The 23241-nt window shown below is 66.9% G+C and carries 24 protein-coding genes and 1 tRNA gene; 9 read left to right on the top strand and 16 right to left on the bottom strand.

Annotated features, from left to right (window positions below; all coding sequences use genetic code 11):
• Window positions 1-43 precede the first annotated feature (43 nt).
• Window positions 44-937 (top strand): UTP--glucose-1-phosphate uridylyltransferase GalU, encoded by an 894-nt coding sequence (galU, locus tag ACAM52_RS02430; protein WP_139703203.1) that lies wholly within the window; start codon window positions 44-46, stop codon window positions 935-937.
• Between the two features lie 67 nt (window positions 938-1004).
• Here galU and ACAM52_RS02425 read toward each other — a convergent pair whose 3' ends face one another.
• The 3 genes from ACAM52_RS02425 to cysM all read right to left on the bottom strand — a co-directional run bounded on the left by ACAM52_RS02425 (window position 1005) and on the right by cysM (window position 2765).
• Window positions 1005-1232: a sulfurtransferase TusA family protein gene (locus tag ACAM52_RS02425; RefSeq protein WP_056572272.1), complete on the bottom strand. Its 228-nt coding sequence runs from the start codon at window positions 1230-1232 to the stop codon at window positions 1005-1007.
• On the bottom strand, window positions 1222-1797 hold the full coding sequence (locus ACAM52_RS02420; RefSeq protein ID WP_056572274.1) for an NUDIX domain-containing protein: 576 nt from the start codon (window positions 1795-1797) through the stop codon (window positions 1222-1224). Before ACAM52_RS02420 ends, ACAM52_RS02425 begins: the two co-directional genes overlap by 11 nt.
• Window positions 1798-1862: 65 nt before the next feature.
• On the bottom strand, window positions 1863-2765 hold the full coding sequence (cysM, locus tag ACAM52_RS02415; RefSeq protein WP_062479803.1) for a cysteine synthase CysM: 903 nt from the start codon (window positions 2763-2765) through the stop codon (window positions 1863-1865).
• A gap of 41 nt (window positions 2766-2806) precedes the next feature.
• Here cysM and ACAM52_RS02410 point away from each other — a divergent pair.
• Window positions 2807-2891: transfer RNA gene (locus ACAM52_RS02410), tRNA-Leu, on the top strand.
• 104 nt (window positions 2892-2995) lie between these two features.
• Here ACAM52_RS02410 and ACAM52_RS02405 read toward each other — a convergent pair.
• The 3 genes from ACAM52_RS02405 to ACAM52_RS02395 all read right to left on the bottom strand — a co-directional run bounded on the left by ACAM52_RS02405 (window position 2996) and on the right by ACAM52_RS02395 (window position 4885).
• Window positions 2996-3445, bottom strand: coding sequence for a GAF domain-containing protein (locus ACAM52_RS02405; RefSeq protein WP_307587032.1), 450 nt, complete (start codon window positions 3443-3445; stop codon window positions 2996-2998).
• Between the two features lie 68 nt (window positions 3446-3513).
• A complete protein-coding gene (locus ACAM52_RS02400) occupies window positions 3514-3936 on the bottom strand; it encodes a RidA family protein (RefSeq protein ID WP_369646011.1) in 423 nt (140 codons plus the stop codon).
• 13 nt (window positions 3937-3949) lie between these two features.
• On the bottom strand, window positions 3950-4885 hold the full coding sequence (locus ACAM52_RS02395; protein ID WP_369646010.1) for an SDR family oxidoreductase: 936 nt from the start codon (window positions 4883-4885) through the stop codon (window positions 3950-3952).
• 74 nt (window positions 4886-4959) lie between these two features.
• Here ACAM52_RS02395 and ACAM52_RS02390 point away from each other — a divergent pair, with 74 nt between their 5' ends.
• On the top strand, window positions 4960-6024 hold the full coding sequence (locus ACAM52_RS02390) for a CDP-6-deoxy-delta-3,4-glucoseen reductase (protein ID WP_369646009.1): 1065 nt from the start codon (window positions 4960-4962) through the stop codon (window positions 6022-6024).
• 35 nt (window positions 6025-6059) lie between these two features.
• Window positions 6060-7037, top strand: a complete 978-nt coding sequence (locus ACAM52_RS02385; RefSeq protein WP_369646008.1) for a Bug family tripartite tricarboxylate transporter substrate binding protein — start codon at window positions 6060-6062, stop codon at window positions 7035-7037.
• Here the strand turns inward: ACAM52_RS02385 and ACAM52_RS02380 are convergent.
• Complete coding sequence (locus ACAM52_RS02380) at window positions 7009-7785, bottom strand: Crp/Fnr family transcriptional regulator (protein ID WP_095746547.1); 777 nt, start codon at window positions 7783-7785, stop codon at window positions 7009-7011. The two genes, ACAM52_RS02385 and ACAM52_RS02380, sit on opposite strands and share 29 nt — an antisense overlap.
• Before the next feature lie 155 nt (window positions 7786-7940).
• Between ACAM52_RS02380 and ACAM52_RS02375 the strand changes: the two genes are divergently transcribed.
• Both ACAM52_RS02375 and ACAM52_RS02370 read left to right on the top strand, forming a co-directional pair.
• Window positions 7941-10136: a molybdopterin cofactor-binding domain-containing protein gene (locus tag ACAM52_RS02375; RefSeq protein WP_369646007.1), complete on the top strand. Its 2196-nt coding sequence runs from the start codon at window positions 7941-7943 to the stop codon at window positions 10134-10136.
• A gap of 11 nt (window positions 10137-10147) precedes the next feature.
• Window positions 10148-10606: a (2Fe-2S)-binding protein gene (locus tag ACAM52_RS02370; protein WP_056572291.1), complete on the top strand. Its 459-nt coding sequence runs from the start codon at window positions 10148-10150 to the stop codon at window positions 10604-10606.
• 64 nt (window positions 10607-10670) lie between these two features.
• On the opposite strand, the gene ACAM52_RS02365 is transcribed toward ACAM52_RS02370, so the two are convergent.
• From ACAM52_RS02365 to ACAM52_RS02330, 8 genes are all read right to left on the bottom strand, one after another.
• Window positions 10671-11444: an ABC transporter ATP-binding protein gene (locus ACAM52_RS02365; RefSeq protein ID WP_172438340.1), complete on the bottom strand. Its 774-nt coding sequence runs from the start codon at window positions 11442-11444 to the stop codon at window positions 10671-10673.
• A gap of 1 nt (window position 11445) precedes the next feature.
• Window positions 11446-12219 (bottom strand): ABC transporter ATP-binding protein, encoded by a 774-nt coding sequence (locus tag ACAM52_RS02360; RefSeq protein WP_056572293.1) that lies wholly within the window; start codon window positions 12217-12219, stop codon window positions 11446-11448.
• Between the two features lie 17 nt (window positions 12220-12236).
• Complete coding sequence (locus tag ACAM52_RS02355) at window positions 12237-13445, bottom strand: branched-chain amino acid ABC transporter permease (RefSeq protein WP_062481017.1); 1209 nt, start codon at window positions 13443-13445, stop codon at window positions 12237-12239.
• Between the two features lie 13 nt (window positions 13446-13458).
• Window positions 13459-14388, bottom strand: coding sequence for a branched-chain amino acid ABC transporter permease (locus ACAM52_RS02350; RefSeq protein ID WP_062481019.1), 930 nt, complete (start codon window positions 14386-14388; stop codon window positions 13459-13461).
• A 240-nt stretch (window positions 14389-14628) separates the two neighbouring features.
• Entirely contained in the window at window positions 14629-15921 is a 1293-nt protein-coding gene (locus tag ACAM52_RS02345) for a replication-associated recombination protein A (RefSeq protein ID WP_139703237.1), read from the bottom strand.
• Between the two features lie 26 nt (window positions 15922-15947).
• Entirely contained in the window at window positions 15948-16589 is a 642-nt protein-coding gene (lolA, locus tag ACAM52_RS02340; RefSeq protein WP_369646006.1) for an outer membrane lipoprotein chaperone LolA, read from the bottom strand.
• 183 nt (window positions 16590-16772) lie between these two features.
• Window positions 16773-19223 (bottom strand): DNA translocase FtsK, encoded by a 2451-nt coding sequence (locus tag ACAM52_RS02335; protein ID WP_062481035.1) that lies wholly within the window; start codon window positions 19221-19223, stop codon window positions 16773-16775.
• 95 nt (window positions 19224-19318) lie between these two features.
• Window positions 19319-19993, bottom strand: coding sequence for a Crp/Fnr family transcriptional regulator (locus ACAM52_RS02330; RefSeq protein WP_062481025.1), 675 nt, complete (start codon window positions 19991-19993; stop codon window positions 19319-19321).
• A 180-nt stretch (window positions 19994-20173) separates the two neighbouring features.
• Between ACAM52_RS02330 and trxB the strand changes: the two genes are divergently transcribed.
• From trxB to rpmG, 3 genes are all read left to right on the top strand, one after another.
• A complete protein-coding gene (trxB, locus tag ACAM52_RS02325; protein WP_062481027.1) occupies window positions 20174-21124 on the top strand; it encodes a thioredoxin-disulfide reductase in 951 nt (316 codons plus the stop codon).
• 249 nt (window positions 21125-21373) lie between these two features.
• Window positions 21374-21607 carry a 50S ribosomal protein L28 gene (rpmB, locus tag ACAM52_RS02320; RefSeq protein ID WP_007830293.1) on the top strand — a complete coding sequence of 78 codons (234 nt, stop codon included), beginning with the start codon at window positions 21374-21376 and terminating at the stop codon, window positions 21605-21607.
• An 11-nt stretch (window positions 21608-21618) separates the two neighbouring features.
• Window positions 21619-21792, top strand: coding sequence for a 50S ribosomal protein L33 (gene rpmG, locus ACAM52_RS02315; RefSeq protein WP_007830291.1), 174 nt, complete (start codon window positions 21619-21621; stop codon window positions 21790-21792).
• 164 nt (window positions 21793-21956) lie between these two features.
• Here rpmG and ACAM52_RS02310 read toward each other — a convergent pair whose 3' ends face one another.
• Complete coding sequence (locus ACAM52_RS02310) at window positions 21957-23171, bottom strand: fatty acid desaturase (protein WP_070062144.1); 1215 nt, start codon at window positions 23169-23171, stop codon at window positions 21957-21959.
• Window positions 23172-23241: the final 70 nt, after the last annotated feature.

The raw sequence follows: 23241 nt of genomic DNA, 5'->3' as shown, positions 1-23241 counted from the left end.
CATCCCTCCTCTTTTTCCTGCTTCAAACGACACTGAACCGCCCATGTCCACTTCTTCCCCGACGCGCATCCGCAAGGCCGTATTCCCTGTTGCAGGCTTCGGCACCCGCTTTCTGCCGGCCACCAAGGCGCAGCCCAAAGAGATGCTGCCCGTGGTCGACAAGCCGCTGATCCAGTACGCCGTCGAAGAAGCCTATGCCGCGGGCATCCGCGACATGATTTTTGTGACCGGGCGCAACAAGCGCGCGATCGAAGACCACTACGACACCGCCTACGAGCTCGAAAGCCAGCTCGAAGCCAGCGGCAAGGACGCGCTGCTCGAAATCGCCCGTTCGGTGTCGCCCGACGACATGACCTGCTCCTACGTGCGCCAGCCGCGCATGCTGGGCCTGGGCCACGCGGTGCTGTGCGCCGAGCACCTGGTGGGCAACGAGCCCTTCGCCGTGCTGCTGGCGGACGACCTGATGGTCGGCCCTGTCGACGGCCAGCCGGTGCTGGCGCAGATGACCGAAGTCTTCGCGCGCCTGGGCGCCTCGGTGCTGGCCGTGCAGGAAGTGCCGCTGGAGCACGTCAAGCGCTACGGCATCGTGGCCGGCGAGAACGTGGAAGACGGCCTCGTGAAGGTCAACCGCATGGTCGAGAAGCCCAAGCCCGAAGACGCGCCCTCGCGCCTGGGCGTGGCCGGCCGCTACATCCTCACGCCCGGCGTGTTCGACGAGATCCGCAACCAGCCCAAGGGCGCGGGTGGCGAGATCCAGTTGACCGACGGCATCGCGGCGCTGATGAAGAAGGAATCGGTCTACGCCTACTCGTACAAGGGCATCCGCTACGACTGCGGCAGCAAGGAAGGCTTCCTGCAGGCGTCGGTGGAACTGGCGCTGGCGCACCCCGAAGTGGGCGCGCAGTTCCGCGAGTACCTCAAGAGCCTGAAGCTCTGAGGGCGCTGCAAAGCACTGAAAACAAAAAGGGGCCGCGAGGCCCCTTTTCTTTTGTCGGTTGCCGACGTCAGCGTCGCTTCAGCACGTGGATGAAGTCGCTGCCCACGGTCTCCTGCGCCACCAGTTCGTTGCCGGTCTGGCGCGCAAAGGCCTGGAAGTCGCGCACCGAGCCCGGGTCGGTCGACACCACCTTCAGCAGCTGGCCGCTCGCCATGTCGTTGAGCGATTTTTTCGCCTTCAGGATCGGCAGCGGGCAGTTGAGGCCGCGCGTGTCGATTTCGCGGTCAACTTGCATTGCCAGGCTCCGGCGGCAGGTTCAGGCCGCGGCGACGCTCTTCGTTTTCCGCCGCAGTGAAGAACACCGGCTCGTGGCCGCGCGTGCGCAGCCAGTCGGCCAGCGCATAGCCGGTGCCGGCCGGCCAGCACCGCAGGTCGGGCAGGTCGTAGAGGCGGTAGTCCACCAGCTCGGGCGAGAGCTTCACCTCGCCGTCGGCCACCACGTGGTACGCGATGATGATCTGGTTCATGCGCTGGAAGTCGTAGGCCCCGACGAGCTTGGCGGCGCTGACGTCCAGGTTGGTTTCTTCCTTGACCTCGCGCGCGATGCCCTCCTCGGGCGTCTCGCCGGCCTCCATGAAGCCGGTGATGAGCGCGAACATCTTGCCCGGCCAGGCCGCATTGCGCGCCAGCAGCACCTGGCCGCGGTACTCGACGATGGCCGCCAGCACGGGCGTGGGGTTGTTCCAGTGCGTGTGGCCGCAGTTGGGGCAGCGCAGGCGTTCCTTGGGACCGCCGTCTTCCATCAACGCGATCCATTCGAGCGGGGTGGCGCAGGCCTGGCAGAACTTGGGGTGGGGCATGGGGAGTCTCTGTTCTTTTTCTCGGGCGTGCGGCGCCCCGTGGGCGCCGCCGCAGGGTGAAGGGGTCAGGCGGGGAAAACGCCCGTCGACAGGTAGCGGTCGCCGCGGTCGCAGACCACGAACACGATGGTCGCGTTCTCGACCTTCTTCGACACCTCGATGGCCGCCCACAGCGCGCCGGCCGCCGAAATGCCGCCGAAGATGCCCTCTTCGCGCGCCAGGCGCCGGCACATCTCCTCGGCATCGTCCTGGCTCACGCTGATTTCTTCATCGACGCGGCTCGGGTCGTAGATCTTTGGCAGGTACTCGACCGGCCACTTGCGGATGCCCGGAATGCGCGAGCCTTCGGCCGGCTGCGCGCCGACGATGCGCACCGCCGGGTTCTTTTCCTTCAGGTAGCGCGAGACGCCGGTGATGGTGCCCGTGGTGCCCATGGCGCTCACGAAGTGCGTGATCTTGCCCTGCGTGTCGGTCCAGATCTCGGGGCCGGTGGTCTCGTAGTGGATGCGCGGGTTGTCGGGGTTGGCGAACTGGTCGAGCACGCGACCCTTGCCCTGGGCGACCATCTGCTCGGCCAGGTCGCGCGCGTATTCCATGCCGCCGCTCTTGGGCGTGAGCACCAGCTCGGCGCCGAAGGCCTTCATGGTCTGGGCGCGTTCCACCGAGAGGTCCTCCGGCATGATCAGCACCATGCGGTAGCCCTTGATGGCCGCGGCCATCGCCAGCGCGATGCCGGTGTTGCCCGAGGTGGCCTCGATCAGCGTGTCGCCGGGCTTGATTTCACCGCGCTCCTCGGCCCGCTTGATCATCGACAGCGCCGGCCGGTCCTTGACCGAACCCGCCGGGTTGTTGCCTTCGAGCTTGCCCAGTATCACGTTGCCGCGCTTGGCGTTTTCCGCGGCGTGGATGCGTTGCAGGGCAACCAGGGGGGTCTTGCCGATGGCGTCTTCGATCGTCGGATAATTCATGCCAGCCACTGTGCCATAATTTTGGGCTTCCTTCCGGATGTGCCCGGGTGGTGAAATTGGTAGACGCAGGGGACTCAAAATCCCCCACCGAAAGGTGTGCCGGTTCGATTCCGGCCCCGGGCACCACGAGACGACACCGTCTCACCCCCACATCAAGAAACCCGCTCGCTTCATTGGCGCAGCGGGTTTTTCTTTGCTTCGGGGCCTTTCAGGCCGGGTAAAGCCTCGCCCTAGCGAAGAGCGTCGGCGAGCTTCACCTGCAGCGACAAGGCGGCCTGGTGCAGCAGCTCGAACTCGTCGTCCGGCAGCGGCACGGCCGTGAAGTTGAAGTGGCACAAGGTGCCGGCGACCGCGCCCGAGGGGTTCAAGAGCGGAACGCCGTGGTAGCTGATGGTGTAGTCCCGCCCGGGATGCGTGGCGAAGCGCTCGTCCAAGCTCGAGTCGTCGGTGCGGAACCACCCGTCACGCAGGACAAAGGGACAGATGCTCGCCTCGAAGGGCACGACGGCGATGTTCTCGGGGATCAGCTCGCCTTGCTTGTCGTGCAGGTAGAGGCTCGTGACCAGGTCGGCGCGGATCTTGTAGATTCCGGTGTACCGATGCGGCACGCGCGCGTTCAGGTAGGCGAGGACAGCCTGTGCGCCTTGATCGGCAAGCAACGCTTCAATCGTTTGGGGCATTCGTTTCGTCCGCTTCGCTTCGATCGGTTCGCCATGGTACGCCCGGCCCCGGGCCATCCGCTTCGGTGTCAGCCCGCTTGCGCGGTCTTCAACGCCGCCACCGCACGAATCTCCACCCGCAGCGCCGGCCGCGCCAGCGCGGCCACGCCCAGGATCGTCCACGCCGGAAAATCCTCGGTGATGTAGCGGTCCTTCACTTCGCGAAAGCCCGCGAGTTCGCTGCCGACATCAACGTGGTAGCTCACGATCTCCACGAGGTCGGCGAAACCCAGCCCCGCGCTTTCGAGCACCACGCCCAGCCGCCGGAAGGCCCAATCGGCCTGTTCCGCGGCGCTCTCGGGCACGCTGCCGTCGGCACGCAGGCCGACCTGCCCCGCCACGAACAGCAGGCCGCCGGCCTTGACGCCGGGCGCGTACTTGAAGGTGTCGAAGACGGCGGTCGAGCCGAAGGTCGGATGGCCGTCGGGGATGCGGACGCTCTGTTTGCTCACGGGTTGCGTCCTGTCAGGCTTCTGCGGGCTGCAGGCCGGTGTGCACCGTCGGATGCGCGAGTCGCACGCGCAGCTCGCGCTTGAGCCGCGTGTTGTCGAGCCGGCGCGATTCGCCCATGAAGCTCAGCAGTTGCAGCGGCAACTGCCGCTCGGCCTCGCCGCGCGCCACGCGCGGCGGGCGGGGCATGCCGTAGAGGTCGGCGGCCAGGTCGAAGTAGTCGCCCATGCGCAGCTCGGTGTCGTCCGACGCGTGCACCACGCGCTGGGGCTTGCCGCGGAACAGCGCCGCCACGCAGGCGCGTGCGAGGTCGTCGGCGTGGATGTGGCTGGTGTAGACGTCGTCCTCGCGGCGCAGCACGGGCGTGCCGCGCTCCAGGCGGCCGCGCGGCGTGCCGTTCTCGCGGTCGGGCGCGTAGATGCCCGGGATGCGCAGGATGCTGGTGCGCACGCCGGTGCTGCGGCCGAACCAGCGCACGGCGCGCTCGGCATCGACGCGCCGGTGGGAGCGCGGGGTGTCGGGCCGCACGCCGCGCGTTTCGCTCACGCGCGCGCCGCCGCAGTCGCCGTACACGCCGCTGGTGGAGCCGTAGACCAGCGCCGAGGGCAGCGAGCGCAGCCGCAGCGCCTGCGCCAGCGACACGGTGCGCTGGTCGCGCCACCAGGCCGCGCCGCCCTCGCGCGCGGGCGGCGCCAGGTGCACCACCCGGGTGGCGATGCCTGCCAAGCGGCGCAGGGTGGCGCGGTCGTCCAGGTTGCCCACCAGCGGCCGGATGCCGGCCGCGCGCAGCGCCGCAACGCGGTCGGCCGAGGACGTGAGCGCCACCAGCTGCATGCGCCCGCGCAGGTTGCGCGCCACGCGCTGGCCGACGTCGCCGCAGCCGACGATCAGCAGGCGCTCGCGCCGGAACCGGGCCGGCAGTGCGCCGGAGGGACTATTGATTGAAGGCAAAATCCGGGTTTCCTGTCTCAATTCAGTTGTCCCGGCCGCATGCAGCCGGGAAAGTTCACCCCCGAAGAATACCGATGACTGCTACAGCGCCGCACGAAGCGGGCTTTTCCATCACCGTCGAACCCAGCGGGCGCCACTTCGTGGTCCAGGGCGACGAAACCATCCTCGCGGCCGGCATCCGCCAGGGCATCGGCCTCCCCTACGGTTGCAAGGACGGCGCCTGCGGTTCCTGCAAGTGCAAGAAGCTGTCGGGCGAGGTCACGCTCGGCCCGCACCAGAGCAAGGCGCTGAGCGCCGAGGAGCAACTGGCCGGCTACGTGCTGACCTGCTGCGCCCACCCGACGAGCGACGTGGTGCTCGAGTCGCGCCAGGTCACCGAGGCCGGCGCGCTGCCGATCCGCAAGATGCCGGTGCGCGTGATGGCGCTCACGCGCCAGTCGCACGACGTGATGATGCTGCGCCTGCAGCTGCCGGCCGGCGAGCCGCTGCAGTTCTATGCGGGCCAGTACGTGGAATTCATCCTGCGCGACGGCGCGCGCCGCAGCTACTCGATGGCCAACGCGCCGCACACGGTGGCCGTGCCGGGCACGGGCCTGGAGCTGCACCTGCGGCACCTGCCGGGCGGCAAGTTCACCGACCACGTCTTCGGCGCGATGAAGGAAAAAGAGATCCTGCGCATCGAAGGCCCGTTCGGCAGCTTCTTCCTGCGCGAAGACTCTGACAAGCCGATGATCCTGCTGGCCTCGGGCACCGGCTTCGCGCCGATCAAGGCGCTGCTCGAGCACATGAAGTTCAAGGGCATCGACCGGCCCGCCGCGCTCTACTGGGGCGGGCGCCGCCCCGAAGACCTGTACATGGACGCCTGGCTGCGCGAGCAGCTGGCCGCGATGCCGAACCTGCGCTACGTGCCCGTGGTGTCGAACGCCACGCCGGAAGACAACTGGACCGGCCGCACGGGCTTCGTCCACCAGGCGGTGCTGGAAGACTTCACGGACCTGTCGGGCCACCAGGTGTATGCCTGCGGCGCGCCGATCGTGGTCGACTCGGCCAAGCGCGACTACGTGGCGCTCGCGGGCCTGCCCGAAGAAGAGTTCTTCGCCGACGCCTTCACCACCGAAGCCGACAAGGCCCTGCCCTGAGCCTTCGCGTTCCCCTTTCCTTTCCGCAGAACAACATGAAGACGAGACACTTCCTCCTGACCCTGATCGCCAGCGCCGCGGTGCTTGGCACCGGCCATGCCGCGGCCCAGCAACACCGCCCGATCCGCCTCGTCGTGCCCTATGCGGCCGGCGGCCCGATCGACAACACGGCGCGCATCCTGGCCGAACAGGTGAAGGACACGCTGGGCGGCCCGGTCATCATCGACAACAAGCCCGGCGCGGGCGGCAACATCGGCGCCGACTTCGTCGCCAAGGCGCCGGCCGACGGCCTCACGATCGGCATCGCGGCCACGGCCACGAACGCGGTGAACCCGTGGCTGTACAGCAAGATGCCGTTCAACGCCGCGACCGACTTCGCGCCGATCACGCAGATGGTGCGCGTGCCCAACGTGCTGGTGATGAACGCCGAGACGGCCAACCGCCTGAACATCCGCACGCTGGCCGACCTGATCCGCTACGCCAAGGCCAACCCGGCCAAGCTCAACTACGCCAGCGGCGGCAACGGCAGCGCCGGCCACCTGGCGGGCGAGCTGTTCAAGAAGGAAGCGGGCATCTTCGCGGTGCACATTCCGTACAACGGCGGCAACCCGGCGCAGCTGGCGCTGCTGTCGGGCCAGGTCGACTTCAACTTCGACAACCTCGCCACGGCCGCGCCGAACATCCGCTCGGGCAAGCTGAAGGCGATCGCGGTCACGACGCTCAAGCGCAGCAGCGCCCTGCCCGACGTGCCGCCCGTGGCCGACACGCTCAAGGGCTTCTCGATCGACACCTGGTGGGGCCTGGTCGCACCGGCCGGCACGCCGCCCGAGGTGGTCGCGAAACTGAATCAGGCCTTCGTCGCCGCGCTGAACGCACCGGAAACGAAGACCCGCTTCGCCTCGATGCTGGCCGAGCCGGTCGGCAACTCGTCCGAGCAGTTCGGCGCCTTCATGAAGAGCGAACTCGCCAAGTACGAGAAGGTGGTCAAGGCCACCGGGGCGAAGGTGGACTGACGAGGTCGTCCAGGGGCGCTGCGGCCTGCGTGTCGGTGGCCGCAGCCACGGCCGCCGCCGCTTCGGCCGCCCCGCTCTGGTAGGTGCGCAGGCCTGCGAGGTCGAGCACTTCCACACCCCCGTGCTCGATGCGCAACAGGCCGTCGCGCTGCAGCGCATGCAGCGCGCGGTTGGCACGCTGGCGCGACACCGCCGACAAGAGGCCGATCTCGTCCTGGCTCAACCGCACGAAGCGGGTGGCGCGCGGATAGAGGATGGGGTCGAACAGGCTGGCCAGGCAGCGCGCCACGCGCGCGTCGGGGCCGAGCAGGCGATCGAATTCCATGAGGCCGATGAACAGGCTCAGTCGCGCATTGATGTGTAACAACAGAAACCGATTGAAGTCGATGCTGGTGGACATCAGCCGCTCGAAGCTGTGCCGCGGCACGCAGGCCACGCGCGTGGGCCGCAGCGCCACGCCGTCGTAGCGCCAGCATCCGGGGGTGAGCAGCGAGCCTTCGCCACCCCAGCCGCCAGCGGTCACGCCGGTGAAGGTGGACACGCGCCCGTCGGGCAGCGACACCGACATCTTCATGAGGCCGTCGATCACGCCGATCCAGTGATCGGCCGGCTCGCCGCGCCTTACGACGAAGCCGCCGGCCGGCACCACGCGCTCGTGCGACTCCTGGACGACGCGGTCGAGTTCGTCGTCCGTGAGCGCGCGCGCCCACAAGCTCTCGCGAAGCATGTTCTCCAACGCGTTCGACATCGCGCCTCCTGCTGTCGTCCCTCGTGACATCGCATCGGCCGATCCGTCGCAGGCGCCGGTCGGCGGGGACCGTAAGAAATGTCGTTGCAACGACATCTTCGGCGCGGCGATGGTGCCACAGTCATCCGCGTTCGCCAAACAACAAGGAGACAACGATGAAGCGTTCGAACAAGGACCCGCGTCCCGCGCGCGGGCCGGACGACGGGGATGCGCACGGCCTGCGCCGGCGCGACGTGCTCGGCTACGCCACGGCCGCGCCGCTGGCATCGGCGGCGGCCGGCATCGCGGGGCTCGGCGCCCTCACGGCGCCCGCCTCGGCAGTCGCTGCGCTGCTGCCCATGACCCCGCCCGACACCACCGACCTGATCGACATCGGCGACGCGGTCACGCTGACCTCGCTGCCGACCATGCCGCTGGTGAAAGTGACGAACACCGGCGACGGCCGCGTGCGCCTGGCGCTGCCGCGTCTCGAAGTGGGCCAGGGCATCGCCACGGCCAGCGCGATGATGCTGGCCGACAAGCTGCGCCTGCCGCTGAGCGCCATCGAAGTCACCTCGGCCGACGCGAGCCCCGAGCTGATCTGGAACCAGCTCACGGGCGGCTCGTCGAGCGTGCGCTCGATGCACGCCGGCATGCCGGTGCTGGGTGGCCTCGGCGGCCTGCTGTCGGGCTCGACGCCTTCGGTGGTCGGCCAGCGCGTGACGCGGCTCGATGCGCTGGACATCGTCACCGGGCGCAAGAAGTTCACGCTCGACCAGGCGGTGCCCAATGCCAAGCCGACGATGGTGCGGCGCCCGCCGACCATCAACGGCAAGTTCGTCGGCATCAACAACCTGAACACCGTGATGGGCATGCCGGGCGTGATCGGCGTGGTGCCGATTCCCGCCACCAACGGCATCACGCCGACGCCGCCCGGCGTGGCGGTGATGGCCGAGACCTTCGGCCAGGCCTGGGCCGCGGTGAACGCGCTCGACGTGACCTGGGCCGCGGGGCCGCTCGACGGCGAGTCGAACGCCACCATCATGCGCAAGCTGAAGTCGTCGCTGCTGCCCTTTGCGCTGCCGCCGCTGGGTGCGCTGACGGTCGAAGCCGAGTTCGAGTTCGCGCCGGCCGCGCACTGCCCGATGGAAGTCGAATGCGCGATTGCCGATGTGCGAGCGGATCGCGCCGAGATCTGGGCCGGGCTGCAGAGCCCCATCGTCACCCAGCAGGCGGTGGCCGCCGAGCTGGGCCTGCCGCTGAACAAGGTCGTCGTGCATGCGGTGCCCTCGGGCGGCTCCTTCGGGCGGCGCCTGTTCTGGGACCCGGTGCTGCAGGCGATCCAGGTGTCGAAGGCGCTGGGGCGCCCCTGCCGCCTGATGTACCACCGCACCGACGACATGCGCCACACGCGCATCCGCCCGCCGATCTACCAGAAGGCGCGCGCCACGATGCTGCTGGGCCAAGTCATCGCCTTCGAGCAGCGCATCGCCAGCGTGCGCCTGGACACGCGCCACGGCTTCGGCAACATGCTCGAGGCCGCCGCCATCGCGCTGCCCAACGCCTTCCCGCAGACGGTGGGCAACTTCGCGATCGAGCAGGTCATGTTCAAGACCATGGTGACCTCGCCCTACAACTTCGGCGTCACGACCAAGCTGCTGACGCCGGTGGCGATGGAGATGAACACCTGCTCCTACCGCTCGGTGCACATCCAGCCCGCACGGCTGGTGGAAGAGATCCTGGTCGACGAGATGGCCCGCGCCGCGCGCAAGGACCCGGTCGCCTTCCGGCTCGAGTACCTGCGCCTGCCGCGCGCCCGCGCGGTGCTGAAGGCGGTGGCGGAGGCCGCGCAGTGGGGCAAGGCGATGCCGGCGGGCTTTGCGCAGGGCGTGGGCGTGCACCAGGAGTCGAAGTCGTTCACGGCCTGCATCGTCGAGATCGACGCGCGCGTGCCGGCGCAGGCCCGCGTGGTGCGCGCCACCATCGCCATCGATGTCGGCACGCCGATCAACCCCTCGGGCATCGAGGCGCAGCTGCAGGGCGGCCTGTGCGAATCGATCGCGCTGGTGCTGTCGGCGGGGCTGCACATCCAGAATGGCCTGCCGCTGGAAGGCAGCTACTCGCAGTACCACTTCTCGCGCATGAAGCACTACCCGAAGGACGTGAAGATCATCATCCTGCCGGCCAATGGCGAGGCCATCGGCGGGCTGGGCGAGGTCGGCCTGTCGGCGAGCTCGGGCGCCATCGCCAACGCCTATGGGCGCGCCACCGGCATCAAGCCGCGCAGCTTCCCGCTGAACTTCCCGGTCGACTTCACGCCGATCCCGCCGGGCAAGCTGCCCACGCCCGTCAACGTTCCGATCCCCGCTTGAGGAGACCCGCCATGCCTGTGCAATCTTTCAAGGTGAACGGCCAGAACGTCGACGTCGAGGCGCCCGACGACCTGGCGCTGCTGTGGGTGCTGCGTGACAAGCTCGGCATCACCGGCCCGAAGTACGGCTGCGGCATCAACGTGTGCAAGGCCTGCACCTGCCACGTCGACGGCAAGGCCGTGACGACCTGCTCGGTGCGCGTGTCCGACGTGCGCGGCCGTCAGGTGACGACCATCGAAGGCCTGGCCAACGGCAACACGCTGCACCCGGTGCAGCAGGCCTGGATGAACCTGGACGTGCCGCAGTGCGGCTTCTGCCAGCCGGGCCAGATCATGGCCGCGGTCGACCTGCTGCGCCGCACCCGCACCCCGACCGACGCCGACATCGACGCCATCGAGAACGTGTGCCGCTGCGGCACCTACGGCCGCATCCGCGAGGCGATCAAGGCCGCCGCCGCGATGATGGGATAGGGACAGACGGAAAAACGGCCAGCCACCGCGCTCGGCGGTGCTGGCCGGTTGGCGCTTGCGGCGCTTACTCGCCGAGGTAGGCGGCGCGCACGCGCGGGTCGCGCAGCAGTTCCTTGGCGTCGCCGTTCATCGTGATGAGGCCCGACTCCATGACGTAGCCACGGTCGGCCAGTTGCAGCGCGCGGTTGGCGTTCTGCTCCACCAGCAGGATCGTGACGCCTTGCGACGCCACGGTCTGCACCACCTCGAAGATCTTGTCGCACATGATCGGCGACAGACCCATGGTGGGCTCGTCGAGCAGCAGCACCTTCGGGCGCGCCATGAGCGCGCGGCCCATGGCCAGCATCTGCTGTTCGCCGCCCGACATCGTGCCGGCCAGCTGGTCCTTGCGCTCGCGCAGGCGCGGGAAGGTCACGAACACGCGCTCCATGTCGCTCGCGATCTCGGCCTTGTCGTTGCGGATGTAGGCGCCGATCTGCAGGTTCTCGGTGATCGTCATGCGCGTGAACACGCCACGGCCCTCGGGCACCATCACGAGACCTTCGCCCACCAGATCCCAGGCGCCGCGGCCCTTGATGCTGCGGCCCAGGAACTCGATGTCGCCCGCGCCGGCCGGCAGCGTGCCGGTGATGGCCTTCATGGTGGTGGTCTTGCCGGCGCCGTTGGAGCCGATGAGCGAGACCAGCTCGCCCTCGAACACGTCGAAGTCCACGCCCTTCACGGCCTGGATGCCGCCGTAGCCCACCTTCAGGCCGCGGACCTTGAGCAGGTTCTTGCCTGCGGCCTTGGCGGCGGCCGGTGCCGTCGCGGTTGCCATCGTTGCTTCTGCGGTGCTCATCTCAGTGTCCTCCGGTGCCGAGGTAGGCCTCGATCACCTTTTCGTTCTTCTGTACCTCGACCGGGTTGCCCTCGGCAATCTGCTTGCCGTAGTCGAGCACGGTGACGCGGTCGCACAGGCCCATGATGAGCTTGACGTCGTGTTCGATGATCAGGATCGTGCGGTTGTCCTTGCGAATGCGGTCGATGAGCTCGCGCAGCAGGACCTTCTCGGTCGAGTTCATGCCGGCGGCCGGTTCGTCCAGCGCGATGAGCTGGGGGTCGGTGGCCAGTGCGCGGGCGATCTCGAGGCGGCGCTGGTCGCCGTAGCTCAGCGTGCGCGCCTTGTAGTCGGCGAACTTGCCGATGCCAACATAGTCGAGCAGCTCCTGCGCGCGCTTGGCAATGGCCGCTTCTTCGGCCTTGAAGCCCTTGGTGCGCAGCATGGCGCCGAACACGCCGGAATGCGTGCGGATGTGGCGCCCGACCATCACGTTCTCCAGCGCCGTCATTTCGGCGAAGAGGCGGATGTTCTGGAAGGTGCGCGCAATGCCGGCCTTGGCCACTTCGTGCACGGCCGTCGGCTGGTAGGGCTTGCCGGCCAGTTCGAAGGTGCCGCTGTCGGGCGTGTACAGCCCGGTGATCACGTTGAAGAAGGTCGTCTTGCCGGCGCCGTTGGGCCCGATCAGGCCGTAGACCTGGCCGCGCTTGATGGTGATGCCCACGTCCGAGAGGGCCTGCAGTCCGCCGAAGCGCTTGGAGATGCCGCGAACGTCGAGGATGGTGTCTGTCGTCATGTCTGTGTGTCCTTGGCTCACGGATTGATGGACATGGGACGCGATGCCGCACCCGGCACTTCGTCAGCGGGGCTGTCGATGCCCGGTGCGTGGGTCTGGAGCGTTCCGGGTGCCACGGCCGCATGGGTCGGGTCGACGGGCGCGCCGTTCTTCTTCGTCAGCGTCTTGCCGTGTTCCGGCGACGGCCACAGGCCGCGCGGGCGCATCAGCATGATGACGATCATGGCCAGCGCGATGAACAGCTGGCGCAGGATGGACGCGTCGAGGCGGCCGTCGGTCATCGCCTGCAGCGGGCCGGCCACGTAGCGCAGCACTTCGGGCAGCGCGGCCAGCAGCACGGCGCCCAGGATGACGCCGGGCAGGTGCCCGAGGCCGCCGAGCACGACCATGGCGACGATCATCACCGACTCCATCAGGCTGAAGGACTCGGGCGACACGAAGCCCTGGAAGGCCGCGAACATCGCGCCCGACACGCCGCCGAAGCTGGCGCCCATGCCGAAGGCCAGCAGCTTCATGTTGCGGGTGTTGATGCCCATCGCCTTGGCAGCGATTTCATCTTCGCGGATGGCCATCCAGGCGCGGCCGATGCGCGAGATCTGCAGCCGGTGCGAAATGATGATGGTGGCCACCACCAGCGCCAGGAACAGGTAGTAGTACAGCGTGACCGAGGAGATCGTGAAGCCGTCGAACTTCCACGCCTTGCCCAGGTCGAGACCCCAGAACTTGATGGAGTCGATCGCCGTGATGCCCTTCGGCCCGTTGGTGATGTTGATCGGCTGGTCCAGGTTGTTCAGGAACACCCGGATGATTTCACCGAAGCCGAGCGTGACGATCGCGAGGTAGTCGCCGCGCAGCTTCAGCGTGGGCGCCCCCAGCATCGCGCCGAGCACCCCGGCCACCACCAGCGCGAGCGGAACCACGATCAGGAGCGAGGTGTGCAGCCCGTTCGGGAACATCGCCTTGAACCACGGAAAGGTGTCCGAGAGGTGCGACGAACCCATCAGCGCGTAGAGGTACGCGCCGACCGCAAAGAAGGCCACATAGCCCAGGTCGAGCAGGCCGGCATAGCCGACCACGATGTTCAGGCCGAGCGCGAGCATCACGTAGAGCAATGCGATGTCGGCGATGCGCACCCAGGCGTTGCCCTGGGTCTGCAACAGGATCGGCAGCGCCAGCACGGCGACCACGCCGAGGATGTAGAGCGCGAGGTTCTTGCTGTTCTTCATGGTGTGCTGCTCCTCAGGCCCGGTCCGCCACGCGCTCGCCGAGCAGACCCGAAGGCCGCAGCGTGAGCATCACGATCAGCACGATGAAAGCGAAGATGTCGCTGTAGTTGCTGCCCAGCACGCCACCCGTGAGGGTGCCGATGTAGCCGGAGCCGATGGCCTCGATGAGGCCGAGCAGAATGCCGCCGACCACCGCGCCGGCCAGGTTGCCGATGCCGCCGAACACGGCCGCGGTGAAGGCCTTGAGGCCGGGCAGGAAGCCCATCGCGTGTTGCGCGATGCCGTAGTTGGAGGCGTACATCACGCCGGCGATGGCCGCGAGCACGGCGCCAATGATGAAGGTGGCCGAGATGACCATGTCGGGCCGGATGCCCATGAGCGCCGCGACGCGCGGGTTCTCGGCGGTGGCGCGCATCGCGCGGCCGAGCTTGGTGTAGTTGACCAGCCACATCAGGATCACGAGCGAGAACGCCGTGACGCTGAGGATCATGACCTGCGTGGGCGAGATCACGGCGCCGCCCACGTGGATGGGGTCGGTCGGCAGCAGGTTGGGATACGCCTTGTTGGTGGGCTTCCAGATGATCATGGCCAGCGTCTGCAGCAGGATCGACACGCCGATGGCGGTGATGAGCGGTGCGAGCTTGGGGCTGTTGCGCAGCGGCCGGTAGGCCACTTTCTCGATCACGAAGTTGAGGCTTGCCGCGACGACGCAGGCAATGATCAGCGCAACGAAGAGGATCAGCCAGCCCGGTGTGTTGGGCATTCCGTCCTTCATGAGCCCGATGATGGTCCAGCTTGTGAGCGCCCCCACCATCAGCACTTCACCGTGCGCAAAATTGATCAGATTGATGATGCCGTACACCATGGTGTAGCCCAAGGCTATCAAGGCATACATGCTGCCGAGAACCAGACCGTTGATGATCTGCTGCAGCAATATTTCCATAACGCGATTCCCTATGTGTTGCACCTTGCGGGTGCCATTCACCTACCGAGGCACCGGTTTGGCGCCACTGGCTTGACAAGCAAAAAACCAGCCAACATGTGTCGCCGGCAGATTTGGTGGGCGGGATTGTAGACACGCCCCGGCGCTGTTTTGGGGCGGGATGACCGGGGTTTACCCGCTCACTTCATGCTGTATGCGCGTGAAGTCATGCCGGGGCGCCGGCACATGCGCAAACCTGTATCAGCGGTCGGAATTTGTGTTGAGGCGGCGCAGTTCGCGCAGCTTTTCTGCGATACGGATTTCGAGCCCGCGCTCCACGGGCTCGTAGAAAACCTGGCCTTCCAGGCCCTCGGGCAGGTAGCGCTCGCCGGCGGCGAAACCGCCCTCCTCGTCGTGCGCGTAGCGGTACCCCTTGCCGTAGTCGAGCTCCTTCATGAGCTTGGTCGGTGCATTGCGCAGGTGCATCGGCACCGGGCGCGTGCTGTCTTTCTTCACCAGCGCGCGCACCGCGTTGTAGGCCTTGTAGACCGCGTTCGACTTGGGCGCGATGGCCAGGTAGACCACGCATTCGGCCAGTGCCAGCTCGCCTTCGGGCGTGCCCAGGCGCTCGTAGACCTCGGCCGCGTCGAGCGCCAGGCGCAGCGCGCGCGGGTCGGCCAGGCCGATGTCTTCGCTGGCCATGCGCACGAGGCGGCGCGCCATGTAGCGCGGGTCGGCGCCACCGTCGAGCATGCGCACGAACCAGTAGAGGGCGGCGTCGGGGTCGCTGCCGCGCACCGATTTGTGCAGCGCGCTGATGGTGTCGTAGAACTGCTCGCCGCCCTTGTCGTAGCGGCGCATGCGCTCGCCGAGCACGCGCAACAGCCACTCGTCGGTGATGTTCGTGAGCTTCTCGGCGCCGGCCGCAACCGCCAGGGTCTCCAGCGTGTTGAGCAGGCGGCGCGCGTCGCCGTCCGCGTAGGCGACGAGGCGGTCGATGGCCGCCTCGTCGATGGCCGGAACCGCCTGGATCGCCTGCGCCTTGGCGACGATCTGCTTCAGGTCGCCCTCGTTGAGCGACTGCAGCACGTACACCGCCGCCCGCGACAGCAAGGCCGAATTGACTTCGAAGGACGGGTTCTCGGTGGTCGCGCCGATGAAGGTGAACAGGCCCGACTCGACGTGCGGCAGGAACGCGTCCTGCTGGCTCTTGTTGAAGCGGTGCACCTCGTCCACGAAGACGATGGTGCGCTGCTGCGTGAGCCCGTCGCGCGCGGCGGTGGCCTGTTCGACCGCCTCGCGGATGTCCTTCACGCCGCCCAGCACCGCGCTGATGCTCAGGAACTGCGCGTCGAAGGCGTCGGCCATGAGCCGCGCGATGGTCGTCTTGCCGGTGCCCGGCGGGCCCCAGAGGATGCAGGAGTGCGGCTGGCCCGACTCGAAGGCGATGCGCAGCGACATGCCCGGACCGAGCAGGTGCTGCTGGCCGATCACTTCGCCGAGCGTCTTGGGACGCAGGCGCTCGGCGAGGGGCTGGTGGGTGCGCGGGGCCAAACCGGGGACTGTCCTGCTGTGGGTGATTACTGCTTGAGCACGTCGGCGCCGGCGGGCGCCTTGAAGTCGAAGGTGCTGGCGGGCAAGGCCGGGTTCACCTCGACCTTGCTGAACTTGAGCACCGAGCGCTGGCCGAAGCTGTCCAGGATCTCGAGGGCTACGAGCGCGTCACCCTGGAAGCCGACCATCACGCTCTGCAGCTGGCCGTCCTTGTTCTTCGGCGTGGCCTTGACCCACTGCAGGCCGTCGCGCTCGGGCGCGGCCTCCAGCGCGAAATCGGCCTGCAGGGCGCGCAGGTCGGCGGCGGAAGCAATCAGCGCGGCGGGCGTCGAACCCAGCGCCTGCGCCTGGGTGCGCTGCGTGACCTGGTTCAGGTCGGCGTCGTAGAGCCACAGCGTCTTGCCGTCGGCCACGATGCTCTGGGCGAAGGGCTTGCGATAGTCGAACTTGAATTTGCCGGGGCGATGGAATTCGAAGGTGCCAGTCGACGTCTTCGCGCGGCCCGGCTGGCCCTCGCGCGGCGGGGCCGTCACGGTCTGGGTGAACTCGGCACGGCCGGACTTGACCGTCTTCACGAAGGCTTCGAGGCTTTCGAGCCCGTCGGCCCAGGCACTGCCGGCCACCGTGCAGATCAGGCCGGCCAACAGCCAGAGGCGGGTTTTCTTCATGGGAGGTTCCTCGGAAAAACGTTGCTGCGATGCCCATCGACACTACCCGCCGCAGGTGCCGGCTTCTGTAGGCTTTCATGAAGATTTGCAGCAGCGCCGGTGCGCGTTTGCAAATTGCCTCTCAGCACGTAACCAGCCCTGCCGCGATGGTGATGGGGTCGTCGTCGATGGTGCGCCGGCGGGTCACTCCGCCTGGCGCGCGGGCACGAGGATCTCGCGCTGGCCGCTACCGCTCATGGCGCTCACGAGGCCGGCCTTTTCCATGTCCTCGACCAGGCGCGCGGCGCGGTTGTAGCCGATCTTCAGGTGGCGCTGCACCAGCGAGATGCTGGCCTTGCGGTTCTTGAGCACGACCTCGACCGCCTGGTCGTACATCGGGTCCTTTTCGCCGTCGCCGCCGCCGAGCAGGTCGCCATCACCGTCGCCATCGACCGTGCCGCCTTCGAGCACGCCTTCGATGTAGTCGGGCTCGCCCTGGCTCTTGAGGTAGGCCACCACGCGGTGCACTTCCTCGTCGCTCACGAAGGCACCGTGCACGCGGATCGGCAGGCCCGTGCCGCTGGCCATGTAGAGCATGTCGCCCATGCCCAGCAGCGCCTCGGCGCCCATCTGGTCGAGGATGGTGCGGCTGTCGATCTTGGAGCCCACCGAGAACGCGATGCGCGTGGGGATGTTGGCCTTGATGAGGCCGGTGATCACGTCCACGCTGGGGCGCTGCGTGGCCAGGATCAGGTGGATGCCGGCGGCGCGGGCCTTTTGCGCAAGGCGGGCAATCAGCTCTTCGATCTTCTTGCCGACCACCATCATCAGGTCGGCCAGCTCGTCGATGATGACCACGATGTGCGGCTCGCGCTTGAGCGGCTCGGGATCGTCCGGCGTGAGGCTGAAGGGGTTGTAGATGAACTCCTCGCGCGCCTTGGCTTCGTCGATCTTGGTGTTGTAGCCAGCCAGATTGCGCACGCCGAGCTTGCTCATGAGCTTGTAGCGGCGCTCCATCTCGGCCACGCACCAGTTCAGGCCGTGCGCCGCCTGGCGCATGTCGGTGACCACGGGCGCCAGCAGGTGCGGGATGCCTTCGTAGACCGACATTTCGAGCATCTTCGGGTCGATCATGAGCAGGCGGACGTCGCGTGCCTCGGCCTTGTAGAGCAGCGACAGGATCATCGCGTTGATACCGACCGACTTGCCCGAGCCGGTGGTACCGGCCACCAGCACGTGCGGCATCTTCGCGAGGTCGGCCACCACGGGGTTGCCGATGATGTCCTTGCCCAGGCCCATCGTGAGCATCGACTTGCCCTCGTTGTAGACCTGCGAGCCCAGGATCTCGCTGAGCTTGATCGACTGGCGCTTGGCGTTCGGCAGTTCGAGCGCCATGTAGTTCTTGCCGGGGATCGTTTCGACCACGCGGATCGACACCAGCGAGAGCGAACGCGCCAGGTCCTTGGCCAGGCCCAGGATCTGCGAGCCCTTGACGCCGGTGGCGGGCTCGATCTCGTAGCGCGTGATCACCGGGCCGGGCGAGGCGAGCACCACGCGCACCTCGACGCCGAAGTCCTTGAGCTTCTTCTCGATCATGCGCGAGGTCATCTCGAGCGTGTCGGAGGACACCGTTTCCTGGCGCACCAGCGCGGCGTCGAGCAGGTCGACCTGCGGCAGCTTGCTGTCGGGCAGTTCCTTGAAGAGCGGCTTCTGGCGCTCCTTGACGACGCGGTCGCTGCGGGGGACCTCGGTCATCGCGGGTTCGATCTGCACCGGCGGCGATGCAGGGCGGCGCTTGGGCGCGACTTCTTCCTCTTCGTCGTCGAAGCTCGGCTCTAGAGGGCCGGCGTCGCCGAACGCGGCCTCCTTGCTGGGGCGCATTTTCTTGGCGCGCGGCGCGGGCGCCAGCTCTTCCTCGTCGCCGGCACGTTCGCGCGCGGCCTGCTTGCCCATGGCGATGTCGGCGGCCATTTCGCGCTTTTCACGGCGCGACTCGAACAGCGAGTACGCACGGGCACCGATGCGCTCGGCGATCAGGCTCCACGAAAAACGGAAGACCAGCGCCGAGCCGATCACGCCGCCGGCGATGGCGACCAGCGCCGAGCCCGTGAAGCCCAGCCAGCGCACGCTCGCCGGCCCCACGAGGTAGCCCAGGGCGCCACCACCCGAACCCGGCAGGTGCGATTCGAGGCGGTACAGGCGCGACCATTCGAGCACCGCGCTGGCGCACAGCAGCAAGACCAGGCCAAACCAGAAAGCGAGGCGGCTGCGGTTGAAGCGACCGCGCGGGGGCTGTTCGACCGCCGGCGTCGGTTCGCCGCCGCGCAGCCAGCCGGCCAGCGAGGAAAGCCATGCGCGCAGGCCCGCCGCAAGGCACCACCAGACGGAATAGCCGGCAAGGAAGTAGCTGCCATCGGCCAGCCAGGCGCCGATGCGGCCGCCCCAGTTCTTGATTTCACCACCCGTGCCCGAGGTCGACCAGGCGGCATCGGACGGGGTGAAGCTCAGCATCGCCAGCAGCCAGAACAGGAGGGCTGCGAACCCGGCGATCAAGGTGATTTCGTGGGCGAAGCGCAGGGCGCGCAGGCGCACGGGTTGCCCTTCGGCAGCGGAAGAAGAGGAGGACGATTGAAGCGTATGGAGCGAATAGGTCATGAAAAGCACGGCGCCCGGCCCGAAAAAACGCAGGCCGGCCGCCCCGAACACTACAACAAAAGGCCGTGGACGCCGAAAGCGCCCGGCCTATGGGCTCAGGTCAGCGTCAGGAGCCGGTCCTTGATGATCACCGAGCCGTCTTCCTGGGACTGGACGAAACCGCGCTCTTCCAGGTCCTTCATGACGCGGCTCACCATTTCGCGCGACGCGCCGACCATCTTGGCCAAGTCCTGGCGGGAGATCTTGTCGCGGACCTTGAGGTTGCCCATGCCGTCCTGGCTGGCGAACTCGAGCAGCGCGCGGGCGACGCGGCCGTACACGTCCATCAGCGCCAGCGACTCGATCTTGCGGTCGGCATGGCGCAGGCGCTGCACCAGGCCGCGCATGATGTTGTAGGCCATCGAGGAGTTCTCGGGCAGGCAGCGCGCGAAGGCGTCGCGGCCCAGCATGAGCACGTCGCACTGGATTTCGGTGCGCACGGTGGCCGAGTGCGGCTCGTCGTCGATCAGGCTCATCTCGCCGAGATAGTCGCCGGGATGCAGCGTGGCCAGGATCACCTCGCGGCCACGGCTGTCGGCGCTCGTGACGCGGGCGCGGCCGGTCAGGATGATGTACAGCGCATCGGATTTCTTGCCCTGCTCCACGACGACCTCGGCGCGTTTGAAGCGCTTCTTGATGATCGCATCCGCAATGCTTGCGGACTGCGAGGCCGTCAACGACGCGAACAATGGAACGCGCCGAAGCAATTCAAGGTTGGACAGCATCGACATTAATCAATCCCTGAAACAGCGCGCGATGTGATCCTGATGCTGAGCCCATGGATTACTACAATCGCGCGCATTGAAAACACCGTGCACCCGGTGTTGAACCGGGCGGTGATACTCCCCACGTATCGCTACCACCCTGAAAATGTACACGCTGCCGCAGCGTCCATCCTAGGTTTTCTACTCATGTCCGCACCCCAACACGCCAAGGTTCTCATTCTGGGCTCCGGCCCGGCCGGCTACACCGCCGCCGTCTACGCCGCACGCGCCAACCTCCAGCCTTTGCTCATCACGGGCATCGCGCAAGGCGGTCAACTCATGACCACCACCGAGGTCGACAACTGGCCGGCCGACGTGCACGGCGTGCAGGGCCCGGAGCTGATGCAGCGCTTTCTCGAGCACGCCGAACGCTTCAAGACGCAGATCGTGTTCGACCACATCAACAAGGTCGACCTGAGCAAGCGCCCGTTCACGCTCACGGGCGACAGCGGCACCTACACCTGCGACTCGCTGATCATCGCCACGGGCGCCTCGGCCAAGTACCTGGGTCTGGATTCCGAAGAGAAGTTCATGGGCCGCGGCGTCTCCGCCTGCGCGACCTGCGACGGTTTCTTCTACCGTGAGCAGGAGGTCTGCGTGATCGGCGGCGGCAACACGGCCGTCGAGGAAGCGCTGTACCTCTCCAACATTGCAAACAAAGTCACACTCGTGCATCGCCGCGACAAGTTCCGCGCCGAGCCGATCCTGATCGACAAGGTCATGGAGAAGGTGGCCGAAGGCAAGATCGTGCTGAAGCTGCACAACCAGCTCGACGAGGTGCTCGGTGACGGCACGGGCGTGACGGGCATCCGCATCAAGAACACGCAGACCGGCGCGACCGAAGAGATCACGCTCAAGGGCTGTTTCATCGCGATCGGCCACCACCCGAACACCGACATCTTCCAGGGCCAGCTGGAAATGAAGGACAACTACATCCTGACCCGCTCGGGCCTGAAGGGCTTCGCGACGATGACCAGCGTGCCCGGCGTGTTCGCGGCCGGCGACGTGCAGGACAACATCTACCGCCAGGCCATCACGAGCGCCGGCACGGGCTGCATGGCCGCCCTCGACGCGCAGCGCTTCCTCGAGGAACACTGAGGCCTTTCCCGCGGGACGGGGCACCGTCCTGCAGGGCCTGGCTTGCCGGCATCTACGGCACGGCCAGCCCAGCTGACCCTGAAAGGGCTATAATCCGAGGCTTTGCCGAAACAAGGCCTACCTCCCACCGGGAGTCGGGTTGCGGCAAATCCGGGGTACCGCCACCCGTTTCTGGCGAGGTCAAGCTGCAAAACACCCTGCAATCGCCACGATTGCGCCGGTGCCAGCTGTTCAAGAAAGAGTGTCCACATGGCACGCGTATGCGACGTAACGGGCAAAGGCCCGATGGTCGGAAACAACGTTTCCCACGCCAACAACAAAACCAAGCGCCGGTTCCTGCCGAACCTGCAATACCGCCGTTTCTGGGTCGAGACCGAAAACCGTTGGGTTCGCCTGCGCGTTTCGAGCGCTGCACTGCGCCTGATCGACAAGAACGGTATCGATGCCGTGCTCGCAGACCTGCGTGCCCGCGGCCAAGCTTAAGGAGCTGAATCATGGCAACGAGCAAAGGCGGACGCGAAAAGATCAAGCTGGAATCCACCGCGGGTACCGGCCACTTCTACACGACGAGCAAGAACAAGAAGACGATGCCTGAAAAGATGTCGATCATGAAGTTCGACCCCAAGGCACGCAAGCACGTCGAATACAAGGAAATCAAGCTGAAGTAATTCGGCCTGTTCTCCCCAAAAAACCCGCTGCTCACCCAGCGGGTTTTTTATTGCCTGTCGTTTTTGCGAAAGCAGAAAAAGGCAGGCACAAAAAAGCCGACCCGCAGGTCGGCTTCTTCACTGAGCGAGGGCAACAGCGCGGGAGGCGCCGGCCCTTTGCCTCGTCAGGCGCGCGCAGCGCGCAGGCGGGTCGAGAACTCGCGCAGGCCGGCAATGCCGCTGGCTTCCGCACGGTGGCACCAGGCCGCCAGATCGGCCGCCAGTTGCTCGCGCGATTGCGAGGTGTTCAGCCAGAGCTGGCGCAGCTCTTCGCGCATCGTGACCATCTTGTCGAGCACCGGGTGCGCAGCACGGGCCTGCACCAGATGGGTGCGCGCCGAGGCGGGCACCTTGTCGTCGTCGCGATGCAGCCAGCGCTTGGCCGCCTTGAGCACCGACAGGTCGGCACCCTTGGCCTTCAGCACGTCGATTTCCTCGCTGGTCGCACGGCGCATTTCGCGGGCGTAGCCGGCCATCACTTCGTAGCGGTTGGCAATGACAGCCTCGAGCGTCTTCTCGTTGGCCACGGGCTGGATGTCGCCCATCTGCATCTTCGGCGGCACCTTCTTGACCTTGGCCCAGCCGAGCTTCTGGAACACCTGGATGTAGACCCAGCCGATGTCGAACTCGTACTTCTTGACCGAGAACTTGGCCGAGGTCGGGTAGGTGTGGTGGTTGTTGTGCAGCTCTTCGCCGCCGATGATCAGGCCCCAGGGCATGATGTTGCGGCTGGCGTCAGACGCCTCGAAGTTGCGATAGCCCCAGTAGTGGCCGATGCCGTTGATGATGCCGGCGGCGGTGATCGGGATCCAGAGCATCTGGACCGCCCACACGGTCAGGCCGAGCGCGCCGAACAGCGCGAGGTTGATCACCAGCATCAGGCCCACGCCTTGCCAGCTGTAGCGCGTGTACAGGTTGCGCTCGATCCAGTCATCGGGCGTGCCGTGACCGTAGCGCTCCATCGTTTCCTTGTTCTTCGATTCCTTGCGGTACAGCTCGGCGCCGCGCCAGAAGACTTCGTCGATGCCCTTGACCTGCGGGCTGTGCGGGTCGTCGGCGGTTTCGCACTTCGCGTGGTGCTTGCGGTGGATGGCGACCCATTCCTTCGTCACCATGCCGGTGCCGAGCCAGAGCCAGAAACGGAAGAAGTGCGAGGGGATCGGACCGAGGTCCATCGCCTTGTGTGTCTGCGTGCGGTGCAGAAAGATCGTGACCGCTGCGATGGTGATGTGCGTGGTGACGAGCGTGTACAGCACGACCTGCCACCAGGCAATGTCCCACAGGCCGTGTCCGAGCCATTGGATGACCGCGTTCAGAACGGCGGAGTCAGGAAGCATCATTGAGTCAGGTACTCCATGGCCACACGAAGGTGCAGCCTTCAGGTAACCCGCGATTTTAGGATGTCAGGGC

Origin of the sequence: Variovorax sp. V118 (genome assembly GCF_041154445.1) — a bacterium.
Lineage (GTDB): Bacteria > Pseudomonadota > Gammaproteobacteria > Burkholderiales > Burkholderiaceae_C > Variovorax > Variovorax boronicumulans.
The sequence above is the reverse complement of the archived record's forward strand: the minus strand, read 5'-3'. Positions and strand labels throughout refer to the sequence as shown.

Coding starts and splice junctions, on each gene's coding strand:
- galU (WP_139703203.1), top strand. CDS start 44: ATGTCCACTTCTTCCCCGACGCGCATCCGCAAGGCCGTATTCCCTGTT.
- ACAM52_RS02425 (WP_056572272.1), bottom strand. CDS start 1,232: ATGCAAGTTGACCGCGAAATCGACACGCGCGGCCTCAACTGCCCGCTG.
- ACAM52_RS02420 (WP_056572274.1), bottom strand. CDS start 1,797: ATGCCCCACCCCAAGTTCTGCCAGGCCTGCGCCACCCCGCTCGAATGG.
- cysM (WP_062479803.1), bottom strand. CDS start 2,765: ATGAATTATCCGACGATCGAAGACGCCATCGGCAAGACCCCCCTGGTT.
- ACAM52_RS02405 (WP_307587032.1), bottom strand. CDS start 3,445: ATGCCCCAAACGATTGAAGCGTTGCTTGCCGATCAAGGCGCACAGGCT.
- ACAM52_RS02390 (WP_369646009.1), top strand. CDS start 4,960: ATGACTGCTACAGCGCCGCACGAAGCGGGCTTTTCCATCACCGTCGAA.
- ACAM52_RS02385 (WP_369646008.1), top strand. CDS start 6,060: ATGAAGACGAGACACTTCCTCCTGACCCTGATCGCCAGCGCCGCGGTG.
- ACAM52_RS02380 (WP_095746547.1), bottom strand. CDS start 7,785: ATGTCGAACGCGTTGGAGAACATGCTTCGCGAGAGCTTGTGGGCGCGC.
- ACAM52_RS02375 (WP_369646007.1), top strand. CDS start 7,941: ATGAAGCGTTCGAACAAGGACCCGCGTCCCGCGCGCGGGCCGGACGAC.
- ACAM52_RS02370 (WP_056572291.1), top strand. CDS start 10,148: ATGCCTGTGCAATCTTTCAAGGTGAACGGCCAGAACGTCGACGTCGAG.
- ACAM52_RS02365 (WP_172438340.1), bottom strand. CDS start 11,444: ATGAGCACCGCAGAAGCAACGATGGCAACCGCGACGGCACCGGCCGCC.
- ACAM52_RS02360 (WP_056572293.1), bottom strand. CDS start 12,219: ATGACGACAGACACCATCCTCGACGTTCGCGGCATCTCCAAGCGCTTC.
- ACAM52_RS02355 (WP_062481017.1), bottom strand. CDS start 13,445: ATGAAGAACAGCAAGAACCTCGCGCTCTACATCCTCGGCGTGGTCGCC.
- ACAM52_RS02350 (WP_062481019.1), bottom strand. CDS start 14,388: ATGGAAATATTGCTGCAGCAGATCATCAACGGTCTGGTTCTCGGCAGC.
- lolA (WP_369646006.1), bottom strand. CDS start 16,589: ATGAAGAAAACCCGCCTCTGGCTGTTGGCCGGCCTGATCTGCACGGTG.
- ACAM52_RS02335 (WP_062481035.1), bottom strand. CDS start 19,223: ATGACCTATTCGCTCCATACGCTTCAATCGTCCTCCTCTTCTTCCGCT.
- ACAM52_RS02330 (WP_062481025.1), bottom strand. CDS start 19,993: ATGTCGATGCTGTCCAACCTTGAATTGCTTCGGCGCGTTCCATTGTTC.
- trxB (WP_062481027.1), top strand. CDS start 20,174: ATGTCCGCACCCCAACACGCCAAGGTTCTCATTCTGGGCTCCGGCCCG.
- rpmB (WP_007830293.1), top strand. CDS start 21,374: ATGGCACGCGTATGCGACGTAACGGGCAAAGGCCCGATGGTCGGAAAC.
- rpmG (WP_007830291.1), top strand. CDS start 21,619: ATGGCAACGAGCAAAGGCGGACGCGAAAAGATCAAGCTGGAATCCACC.
- ACAM52_RS02310 (WP_070062144.1), bottom strand. CDS start 23,171: ATGATGCTTCCTGACTCCGCCGTTCTGAACGCGGTCATCCAATGGCTC.